A 10,920-nucleotide genomic window follows, 5' to 3' on the forward strand; every position below is an offset into this window, starting at 1 on the left:
ACCTTATCCAACAAGGTTTTTAGACTTTTTTTCCCTCAAAAAGTGCCGACCCTTGGAGTGATTGGGGGGAAAATTCAGGGACTTTTTCCCTGAAAATTAGGTAATTGACCACCTGAAAATGGGTAAAACCCCACACCCCAACCCCCAACCCCCAACCCCCACCGAAAAACTTTTTCAGCAGACCCTACTTAACATTATTCACTGAAACCTCAAATCTGATAACTGATAACTGAAAAAGAATCGGGTAGGTTTATATAAACCCGCCCGATTTTGCTTTAATTTGATTTGGTTTGGTTTAAACCGAGACTAAACCGCCTGCGGCCTGGTATCTAGCGCGAGCTTTGCGCCATGATTGTTGCGCTTGGATAGTTTTGCGACGGTCATCCCCTTTACTGACTTCATCGAGACGGGTTTGGGCCTGTTCGTATTCGGCGCGAGCTTTGTCTTTATCGATTTTTGAGCCTAATTCCGCCCCATTAACGAGGACTTTGATCTCATTATTTTCGACTTCGGCAAAACCGCCCAAAACTGCGATATTTTCCCAGTCTTTCCCCGGTCGAATTCGCATTACGCCAATATTCAGGGCAGTTAATAAAGGAGCGTGACCGCTAAGAATACCTAATTGTCCCGTGGAACTGGGTAGGATTACTTCTTCGGCCACGTTATCCCAGACAATGCGATCGGGTGTAATAACCCGTACTGTAATGCTCATGGGTGATAATAACGATAATTTTGGCAGATTTCTGGGTTTAGTAACCGCTAAACGCGGTTACTACTGACTTTTAATTAGCCTTTTTTGAGTTTTTCGCCTTTAGCGATCGCTTCATCGATATTGCCGACCATATAGAACGCTTGTTCGGGTAAGCTATCGAGTTCACCTTTGAGGATCATCTGGAAGCCTTTGATCGTATCAGCGAGGGTAACGTATTTACCCGGAGAACCGGTGAACACTTCGGCCACGAAGAAAGGTTGCGAGAGGAAACGCTCAATTTTGCGAGCGCGGTCAACGATGAGACGATCTTCTTCCGACAATTCGTCTAAACCGAGAATAGCGATGATGTCCTGTAACTCTTTATAGCGTTGCAGGGTAGATTGGACGGCGCGAGCGGTGCCGTAGTGTTCATCACCGACGATATCGGCCTGTAGCATGGTGCTGGTGGAACCGAGGGGATCTACTGCCGGATAGATACCTTTGGAAGCCAGACCACGGGATAGTACAGTTGTTCCGTCCAAGTGAGCGAAGGTAGTAGCGGGAGCGGGGTCAGTCAAGTCATCCGCGGGTACATAGACTGCTTGGATGGAAGTGATCGATCCTTCTTTGGTGGAGGTAATCCGCTCTTGCAGGTCGCCTACGTCAGTGCCGAGGGTGGGTTGGTATCCTACCGCAGAAGGCATCCGACCGAGGAGCGCCGATACTTCCGAACCAGCTTGCACGAAACGGAAGATATTATCAATAAATAAGAGTACGTCTTGCTTGTTGACATCGCGGAAGTATTCGGCCATGGTCAAAGCGGAGAGACCGACGCGCATTCTCGCTCCGGGGGGTTCGTTCATCTGACCGTAAACGAGGGCGATTTTCGATTCTTCGGGGTTATCAGCGTTGATTACCTTCGATTCGATCATCTCGTTGTAGAGGTCGTTTCCTTCGCGGGTTCTTTCACCCACACCGCCAAAAACCGAGACACCACCGTGTTGAATGGCGATATTGTTGATTAATTCCATCATAATGACGGTTTTGCCCACACCAGCACCCCCAAAGAGGCCGATTTTGCCCCCTTGACGGTAGGGGGTGAGCAGGTCAATTACCTTGATACCAGTTTCAAAAACCGTCGGTGTTACTTCAAGGTCAACTAATTTGGGAGCGGGACGGTGAATAGGAGAGGTTTCGATGACGTTAACCGGTCCTTTTTCGTCCACGGGTTCACCAAGAACGTTAAAAATCCGACCGAGGGTGCATTTACCCACGGGAACGCTAATCGCTGCGCCAGTATCGACGATATCCATACCGCGCACTAAACCATCGGTGGTACTCATGGCAACGGCGCGCACTTGGTTGTCACCGAGTAACTGTTGTACTTCACAAGTAACGGATAAATTTTGACCGGCGGAGTTGGTTCCTTTTACGGTTAAGGCATTATAAATACGGGGCAGGTTGCCACTGGGAAATTCGGCATCGATGACAGGACCGATGATCTGGACGATTTTACCAACGTTAGTTTCTGTTGTCGCTACCATTGTTTATGTCTACTCTGGGTTTTAGCTGATAACTCCCACAAGGGGAAAGTCTTAATTTTTTGTAAAATTAGCCAATACTCAGCTTATCACGCTAGGGGATCAGATCAGTTATCAGTTATCAGTCACCAGTGATCAGATTTGAGTTTTCCGTGGACAGTCTGATCGCTGATTCGGTATTAAATGGCAATTTTCTGCTTACTGGTTACTGATCACCGATAAAAAGTAAGGCAGGCCTTAGCCTACCTTAAAACAAAGCGAGGTTGATCAACTTTGAGGATGCCGATGCAGTGGATGGAATTGGTCTATTACCATATATTGTCGATTATAGCAAGGGTTTTGCTGGTTGCATAGATTCAATTAACAAATGATCTTAAGCTTGACCATAGATTTTAGTCTATGTCTTGAGCCACAAGAACTATCTCCTGTCAAACTGGGTTTCAACCTGAACCTCAGTTCGGGATTAGTCAAAATTCTGAATGTTCTCCTAGCTGATAAACCCTATTCTTTCGTGGAACTGATGGCAAAATCTCTTTAACCGTAACTAACCTTCATTCGGTAAAGATTTTCCTCCTCTTGATCGCCTCGGATAATTGTGCTGTAAGATATATTCAGTTTAAATTGTTTAGGCTCGCAATCGTAGATGAGAATAAATTTCGGTAGCTTTTGCGGCAATCTCAGGAAATTAACGGTTAACTATATGAATTCTGCTAAAATTATCGCTATTATCACGGGAGCAATTTCGATTTTAATCGCCGTTGCCTATTTAATCCTAGTCCAGATTCTCGACTTTCGTAGCGAGATGATTCCCGCTCCCCTAGAAGTTATTTTTCCTGGATGATAAAAATCGGGGTTGAAACATTTTCAACCCCAGAAAAAGCAATTTTTGAGCCGATTAACCCACTGATTGTAATACTAAATCCGGTTATTAAAAACTGATTATTTATTGCCTATTGCCTGTAAAGTGGCGGGTTGCATCAAAAGAGTTCCTCTGCCCTTATTGCCGGGGTCGTCTTTGCCAAGCAACAACTAATTTAATTTCCTCATAACTATAATTATCTCCCAGATTTTCTTTGAGAGTTTTCAGGGATCGATCGCCCACTTTTTTGATCACTAAACGAATATATTCCTGTTTATTTTTAGAGACTAACTGATTAATATCAATTTCGTAACCCGCTTCCAGCAATTTAGCTAAATGTTCATAGATTGTTGAGACCTTTAAGCTTCTTTTGCGAGCGATTTCTTCCGCATTCAACCCATCTTGATAGTATTGGAGAGTGAGCAATTGAGTAGAGGGAAGACTATCCTGACAAAAATCATTAATTGCCGCTATAAATATATCCCCATACTGTTGTACCTTGCTTTGTACTACTCCAGAAATTTGACGAAACTCCCCTAAACTCCGGGGTTTTGATTGGGCCATCAAACGCAGACTAGAATCATGGAAAATAACGTAGGGAGGCACCCCTTGACTATCGGCAATTTTTTTCCGCAGTTGCCGCAAGCGATCGAATAATAAATCACTTTCCAGCGTATTGGGATTGTCGTCTCCCAAGATTTGACCGTTAGCTTTTTGGGGGACGGCAATAAATACGGAACGTTGTTTCCGCATCACTTCCCAACTGTGTTGATTAAGTTTCAAGATTCTAAAATCGTCTTCAGTTTCTACTAATAGATTTTGCTGGACAAGGGAACGACTTAAACGTTTCCACTCCTGCACAGTTTTATCTTTACCGATGCCATAAGTAGATAATAAATGATGTTGATATTGGATGATTCTTTCACCTTTTCCTCCCCTCAGTACGTTGATTATGTGCATCATACCGAATTTCTGTCCCGTCCGCGCCACACAGGATAAAAATTTTTGTGCTTCGATCGTCCAATCCTGGTTATTTGTACCATTCCGACAGTTATCACAGTTACCACAGTTACCCGCAAAACTTTCTCCAAAGTAACCTAGTACGCTCGATCTTCTACATTCAGTCCCTTCAGCATAATCTAACACCTGTCGCAATTGTTGACGAGCTTTCTGTTGTTGATTTTGCTCGGTTTTTTGGTTAATAAAATACTCAATTTTTCTGGCATCTGCAAAGCTAAAAAAGAGGGTACATTTAGCTGGTTCTCCGTCCCTACCCGCACGGCCAGATTCTTGATAATATCCCTCTAAATTGCGGGGTAAATCGTAATGAATGACAAAGCGCACATCGGGTTTATTAATCCCCATACCGAAGGCAATTGTTGCCACCATAATCTGCACATCATCCCGAATAAAACGGGTTTGATTTTTACTTCTTTCCCGATCCTCCATACCCGCGTGATAGGGTAGGGCATTAATACCATCTTTTTGTAACTGTTCTGCAACTTTATCGACGGTTTTGCGGCTGATACAGTAAACTATTCCTGCTCCTTTTTGTCCTTTAATATATTGATACAATTGCTGATAAGATTTACTGGTTTTAGGTTGAACTTCATAATAAAGATTAGGACGATTAAAACTAGCAATATGAATGGAAGTATCTCGCAATCCTAATTGTTGGATAATATCTTCTCTAACCTGTTGGGTAGCGGTGGCAGTTAAAGCCAGAATTGGCACGGAGGGAAAGCGTTGACGAACTTGTTTAATTTGTCGATATTCAGGGCGAAAATCATGACCCCAATCGGAGACACAGTGTGCCTCATCTACCGCTAAACAGGCTAAACCGAGGTAATTATCAATAACAGCTAAAAAGTCTAAAAAACTAGGCGATAATAATCTTTCTGGGGCGACATATAACAGTTTAATTTTTCCTTGCAGGATTAAAGATTCTCTTTCTCTGACTTGTTTAGCGTTTAAAGTGCTATTGAGAAATGTTGCCCCGATGCCATTATCAGCTAAGGCAGTTACTTGATCCTGCATTAAAGCAATTAGAGGAGAAACCACCACCGTCACCCCTTTTTTGATTAAAGCAGGCAGCTGAAAACAGAGAGATTTACCGCCTCCGGTAGGCATAATTACTAATAAATCCTGATTATTTAAAGCAGCCTCAATTATTTGGCGTTGATTCGGTCGAAATTGATCGTAGCCAAAGTGATATTTTAAGGCTTTTTCTAAAGAGTCAATTGCAGCCATTGAGCAAGGGGAAAAATATTTTTATAGTAGTTATTTTAAGGTTAGGGATTTAAGTAATTAGTAGTCAGTAATCAGCGATCGGTAAAAAGAAAGCTGATAGCCAAAACAACTGACTTTAAGATTGTCTCACCTGATCGGGAACACCAACAAAGGAGAGATTGGCTAATTTTTTCAGATTTTGACAGCGCAATAACTCGTTAAAATTGAGACTCGATCGCCCCTCAATTTCAGCTATAGTCTCAATAGCCGATAATAAACCCTTAGCGGCCTCGGTTTCCGTGTAACCGCGTCTAACGGCCACTTTTAGGGCCGCTTCATCTGCCTCTAATTCCCGTTGGGGGCTGCGTTTTTCTCGCCAAATCCGGTTAATTGCCAAGGCAGTTAAACCCCCTGCTACTGCCATACCGACGGCATCGGTTTGCAGGGTTTCCACGGTTAAACCGATCATACCAGCTAGAGCAATTACTCGATCGAGATCGGGTTTAAACCATTTTACTGCCGTTAAAACAGAGACGGCCCGTAACAAGACTAGATCCCGTTGGGATCTTGATAATTGCCGCCAGAGGTCAAAATTAATTTGAATTGGTCTGACCCCTCTTTGCCAAGGTAGGGGAAAATTAGTTTCGATTACCTTGGTGCTTTCGGGTTTGCTGACAATGCGCGTCATCATCCGTCCCGAAGCAGGCATGAGGTCTAGTAAATGACTAATCTCGTTGTCTTGGTTCATCGATCGCCAGCCAATAGTCTTCGATCATTGAGTATAATCGCTTTCTGAGCTAATATCTCTTTTCCGACAATTTTCTCAAAGTTGAGTTTTGTTAAGATAGAAAAAACGCCGGGGTTTGCCGACGGAAGGGACAAGGGGAGCAAAAATCGCTTCTCCCTACTCTGCTATACCTTTTCCACAGGATTTAGTATTCAATTTTGCACGATTAATTATAAGCTAACTAGGAGAATTTTTATGCCAAGTAAAATAAAAACTTGCCCCTTCACCTGAGCGGGATTCTATCCAAATTCTCTCTCCTTGATTATCAAGAATTTTTTTGACAATTGATAGACCTATGTCTGTATTTTCGGTTTGATCTCGCTCAAAAATTTTTCCTTGATATTCGGGGGCGATACCCGGTCTATTAACTGATAACTGATAACTGCTATAAACCACCCCAAACTAATCGGGCTGCCCAAAAGGGAATTAACAAAAATAAAGCGATAAAATCAGCCCATCTTAACTGTAATTGGTGCCAGCGCACTTGATGCTGATTGGGACTGGTAAAACCGCGAACCTCCATAGCGATCGCTATTTGTTCGGCGCGCAAAAGCAAATTATCTAGTAATTTTTCCACTACTGTTAACCAGACGTTTAAACTTCTTTTAATCCCTAATTTTTGCCAATCGATCGCCCTAGTTCGCACTGCCCTAGCTAGATTTTGGACTTCTTCTAAAACCAGAGGAATAAAGCGCAAAGAGAGGGTCAGAGTCAGAGAAATTTCTGTCACCGGCACATGAAATCGCCGTAAAGGACTCATTAAATTCTCTAAACCTTCGGTAATTTCTTCCGGGGCTGTCGTCAACAAAAAGAGATTAGTGCTATAAATTAAAGTAAAAACTAAGGTACTAATTCTCACTGCTAATTCCAAAGAACGTCGGGTAACAAATAAACGACCTCTATCCCATAAAACATACTGATAATCACTTGCTGGCGGTAAATTCAGCCCTTCATCGGGTAAACGCGGCTGAATACTCACCGCTAAACCATCGGGAGTGATAGCGGTAATCAGAAAGACGATAATCGCTAAAAATATCAGCCAGCCCATCTGTTGCCGCCAGACGCGGGGGGGAATAGGTGCCAGCAGGGTTAACAACATTAACAATCCCACCAAAGCTAAACGCCACCAAGCATTAGCTAATAAAGGTGCTGCTAAAAAAGTCATTAACCAGATAAATTTTACCCTGGCATCTAGTTGATGTAGTCGGGTAATCGGTTGATCGAGATAAAGACCGATGGGCAAACTTCGCAATAAATCCATAAATTAGACCTTGGTGGCTCTATTAACCGTTTTTTCCACTTCTCGCGCCGGTTTGCCGCGCCAGATTAAGCGGATCGGGGTTCCTTTAAAGCCCAACTGTTGCCGGAATTGCCCTTCGATGTAACGGCGATAGTTATCATTAAAGCGCTGGGGATCGTTAACAAAAAGGGCGATCGTGGGGGGGTGACTCGATACTTGCGTGCCATAGTATAGTTTCCCCTGTTTTCCGCCCCTGGTGGTGGGGGGATTGTGCCACTTCACCGCATCTTCGATCACATCGTTGATTACCGAGGTACTGACGCGACGACGGTGAGATTCGGCGGCAATATCGACTAATTCGAGGATTTTGGTGACTCTTTGCCCCGTCATGGCACTGACAAAGATCATTTCTGCCCAATCCATAAAATACAGCCGATCTTGGAGCATTTTGGTATAAGTATTGATAGTGTAGGTGTCTTTCTCCACCGCATCCCATTTATTGACTACTAGCACCACCGCGCGCCCTTCTTCAATGATTCGTCCTGCCAATTTTAAATCCTGTTCGGTGACACCATCTAGCACATCGATGACGAATAGTACCACATCAGACCGGCGAATTGCCTTAAAAGCACGGTTAATACTGAAAAATTCGGCTCCATAGTCCACATTCTTCTTACGGCGAATGCCAGCGGTGTCAATTAACCGATAAACCTGTCCTTCTCGTTCAATTAAAGTATCGATCGAGTCTCTGGTGGTTCCCGAAATCGGACTAACGATCGCCCGTTGTTGTCCGGTTAAAGCATTGAGGAGACTAGATTTACCCACGTTAGGACGACCGATAATTGCCACTTTAATTTCTTCATTTTCGGGAATTTCCGCCGCAGGTGGCAAATATTTAATCACCGCATCGAGTAGTTCTCCTGTACCAGAGCCGTGAATGGCCGAGATGGGGAAGGGTTCACCGATGGCTAATTCCCAGAATTCCGTCGCTTGCAGGATACCCTGTTCCACCGATTCACATTTATTGACGGCCAAAAGTATCGGTACATTTTGCTGTCGTAACCAAGCGGCAATTTCTCGATCGCCGGCGGTAATTCCCCCTTGCCCATCGACGACAAAAATCGCCACACTTGCCTCTGCTAGGGCGATTAAAGCCTGTTCGCGGATTAAAGGGAGAAATTCGCTGTCATCGTTAAAAACTAGCCCCCCTGTATCGACAATTTGAAAATCTCGATCGCACCAGAAAGCTGGTTGATAGGTGCGATCTCTGGTAATCCCGGGTTGATCGAAAACGATCGCCTGTTGATCTCCAGCGATACGATTGACGAGGGTGGATTTGCCCACATTGGGACGACCGATAATAGCGACGACAGGCAGTTTCATAAAGGGAGGAGAGGGCGAAAATTAAAGACCCAATATTCTATCATAGCGATTTGCGATCGAACTTGGTTGATTGACAGCGTTTCTCTTAAGTGTGTAAACGTTTAGGCAGCAAATAGGGAGCCAAATGCCTGAAATCACCGACTAACAAGGTCTTTAGTCCCTTGTGCCAAGGCAATGGTCAATCCTAACCAACCTTATAACTGTTGAGAAGGGAGAAAAAGCTGACGGCTAAAATAACTGATCACTGCCTTTTTCTAGGATTGAGAATCAGAATCCACCTCTGTCTTCACTTCGGGGATAATATCGGGTCTTTGGGCATCTTCCCAACCGACCGGGCGTTTAGAATTGTACCAAGCGATCGAACCGATGGTGACAGCAGCGAGAAAACCGACCACATAAACTGCTACAAAATAAACGGGGAATTTGCCACTGGCCACTTCTAGGAGTAGATACATAATTTTTTCACGATTAAGCTTTTAATTTGTATATCTTAACAGAATCGGCCTCCTCATCCCTATTCTCGATCGCTACTGGTCCACCAACCGGAAGGCAGCCAAATACCGCCATGAAAAGCTATTTTTGCTGGTGTCATCATATATCCCCAAGCTTCGCCGATCAATTCTCGCTCTAGATTATAAATAGAAATTCTGCGACGCTGATACTCGTTTTCTTCTGGATATCTGCCGGGTTGATAATCTTCCAAACCATCCAAAAGCCCAATATCATAATCTGCGTTAAAAGTCAATAAAATTCCCTTCACCCAGCCATCCCCCTCGGTCAGTCCGGGATAACCGAGGGCGGTAAGATGATATAAATGCCCCTTTGTGTAGGCGGTTTTAGAGTTGATCACTTTTCCCGCACAGTAGGCAGAATAGTTACTCTCCTTAGGTTTCAGTGTTCCATAAACAAAGACTTCCATCATCGCTCCAATTGTGCCGCTACTCCTCCTAATAGGATATCGCGAACAAATTGACTGGCTAAAAGTTCGTGGGGAAAACCAAGGGAAATGGCGCTGATATTATCGAGTCGTTGCAGTTGTTCCCCAGTCAGGTTAAAATCCACACAGGCTAAATTATCCTGCAATTGGGACAATTTTCGAGCGCCAATGATAGGAATTACGGAGTTAGGGCGATTTCTTAGCCAATTTAATGCCACTTGTGCCGGTGATTTCTCAATTTCTCTGGCAATATCTAGGACAGTCTCGGCAATTTTTAAATCGCGATCAAAAATTTGAAAAGGTTGGTCGGTCATGCTTAAACGTCCATCGACGGGGTTGGGTTGATTATATTTTCCTGTTAAAACTCCTCCTCCCAGGGGACTCCAAGCGGTCACACCGATATTTAATGCTTTGGCCATGGGCAATAATTCCCGTTCGGGGGTGCGTTCCTTGAGAGAATATTCTATTTGTAGTCCGATAAAGGGTGTCCATCCCCGCAGGGTGGCCAGGGTGTTCCCTTGGGAGACAATCCAAGCAGGACTGTCAGAAATGCCGATATAAAGCACTTTTCCCATCCTGACCAAATCATCGAAAGCGCGCATCACTTCTTCGATAGGAGTGAGAGAGTCCCAAAGATGAAGCCAGAGTAAATCGATGTAATCAGTACCTAAACGCTTTAAACTAGCTTCTACCGCTTGAAAGAGGTTTTTTCGATGATTTCCGCAAGCATTGACATCGCCGGGTCGCGTGTTGAGAGAATATTTCGTGGCGATTACCCATTTTTCTCGATCGCCCTTGACAAATTCCCCCACTAATGTTTCACTGGTTCCGTTAGTGTAGAGATTAGCAGTATCGAGAAAATTGCCGCCCGCTTCCGCAAAAGCCCGAAAAACCGCCCGACTTTCCTCTTTATCCGACCCCCAACCCCAATCTTCCCCGAATGTCATCGTTCCTAGACATAGTTCGGAAACTCGCAGACCACTATTACCTAAAAGTTTGTAACGCAATTTAAGTCTCCTAATTGGCTAAATTTGACATCCTCACCGCCGTAGGTGGTGATTCGATAGTAGTGATGGGGCTTAATGCCTTGCCAATTGGGCATTGTAGTCGTATATGAAATACCAGATAGCCCCGATATGATTATCCATTTTTTTGGAGAACGATAGACTCTGTCTGACCAATCTAGAAATTCTTTGTCGAAGAGTATTATTTAATCTTTCAATAGGATTAGTTTGACCAGTTTCTTGACCAAC

The 10,920-nt window shown here is 44.0% G+C and carries 12 protein-coding genes; 1 reads left to right on the forward strand and 11 read right to left on the reverse strand.

Features of this window, described 5'->3' with window-relative positions; all coding sequences use genetic code 11:
• Positions 1 to 295: 295 nt before the first annotated feature.
• Together atpC and atpD are read right to left on the reverse strand one after the other, a co-directional pair.
• Positions 296 to 712 (reverse strand): ATP synthase F1 subunit epsilon, encoded by a 417-nt coding sequence (gene atpC / locus IM319_RS00670; protein ID WP_287734260.1) that lies wholly within the window; start codon positions 710 to 712, stop codon positions 296 to 298.
• A 74-nt stretch (positions 713 to 786) separates the two neighbouring features.
• Positions 787 to 2,235: a F0F1 ATP synthase subunit beta gene (gene atpD, locus IM319_RS00675; protein WP_287075583.1), complete on the reverse strand. Its 1,449-nt coding sequence runs from the start codon at positions 2,233 to 2,235 to the stop codon at positions 787 to 789.
• Between the two features lie 697 nt (positions 2,236 to 2,932).
• Here atpD and IM319_RS00680 point away from each other — a divergent pair.
• Complete coding sequence (locus tag IM319_RS00680; RefSeq protein WP_002760440.1) at positions 2,933 to 3,073, forward strand: hypothetical protein; 141 nt, start codon at positions 2,933 to 2,935, stop codon at positions 3,071 to 3,073.
• A gap of 156 nt (positions 3,074 to 3,229) precedes the next feature.
• On the opposite strand, the gene recQ is transcribed toward IM319_RS00680, so the two are convergent.
• The 9 genes from recQ to IM319_RS00725 form a co-directional block, all read right to left on the reverse strand.
• Complete coding sequence (recQ, locus tag IM319_RS00685; protein ID WP_287734261.1) at positions 3,230 to 5,341, reverse strand: DNA helicase RecQ; 2,112 nt, start codon at positions 5,339 to 5,341, stop codon at positions 3,230 to 3,232.
• Between the two features lie 115 nt (positions 5,342 to 5,456).
• On the reverse strand, positions 5,457 to 6,068 hold the full coding sequence (locus tag IM319_RS00690; RefSeq protein WP_287734262.1) for a DUF3318 domain-containing protein: 612 nt from the start codon (positions 6,066 to 6,068) through the stop codon (positions 5,457 to 5,459).
• A gap of 216 nt (positions 6,069 to 6,284) precedes the next feature.
• Complete coding sequence (locus tag IM319_RS00695; protein WP_158199999.1) at positions 6,285 to 6,503, reverse strand: ATP-binding protein; 219 nt, start codon at positions 6,501 to 6,503, stop codon at positions 6,285 to 6,287.
• The gene (locus IM319_RS00700; protein WP_287734263.1) at positions 6,493 to 7,368 is read right to left on the reverse strand and encodes an energy-coupling factor transporter transmembrane component T family protein; all 876 of its coding nucleotides are present in this window, start codon (positions 7,366 to 7,368) and stop codon (positions 6,493 to 6,495) included. The genes IM319_RS00695 and IM319_RS00700 overlap by 11 nt, the downstream gene beginning before the upstream one ends.
• Positions 7,369 to 7,371: 3 nt before the next feature.
• The gene (gene der, locus IM319_RS00705; protein ID WP_286826112.1) at positions 7,372 to 8,730 is read right to left on the reverse strand and encodes a ribosome biogenesis GTPase Der; all 1,359 of its coding nucleotides are present in this window, start codon (positions 8,728 to 8,730) and stop codon (positions 7,372 to 7,374) included.
• Between the two features lie 254 nt (positions 8,731 to 8,984).
• Positions 8,985 to 9,185, reverse strand: coding sequence for a photosystem II assembly protein Psb35 (psb35, locus tag IM319_RS00710; protein WP_150977892.1), 201 nt, complete (start codon positions 9,183 to 9,185; stop codon positions 8,985 to 8,987).
• A 59-nt stretch (positions 9,186 to 9,244) separates the two neighbouring features.
• Positions 9,245 to 9,652, reverse strand: coding sequence for a gamma-glutamylcyclotransferase family protein (locus IM319_RS00715; RefSeq protein WP_287734264.1), 408 nt, complete (start codon positions 9,650 to 9,652; stop codon positions 9,245 to 9,247).
• Complete coding sequence (locus tag IM319_RS00720; RefSeq protein WP_287734265.1) at positions 9,649 to 10,674, reverse strand: aldo/keto reductase; 1,026 nt, start codon at positions 10,672 to 10,674, stop codon at positions 9,649 to 9,651. Before IM319_RS00720 ends, IM319_RS00715 begins: the two co-directional genes overlap by 4 nt.
• Before the next feature lie 72 nt (positions 10,675 to 10,746).
• The coding region (locus IM319_RS00725) for an IS1 family transposase (RefSeq protein ID WP_287734266.1) at positions 10,747 to 10,920 on the reverse strand (174 nt) is incomplete at its 5' end.

This window comes from Microcystis sp. M113S1 (genome assembly GCF_020246945.1).
Classification (GTDB): Bacteria; Cyanobacteriota; Cyanobacteriia; order Cyanobacteriales; family Microcystaceae; genus Microcystis.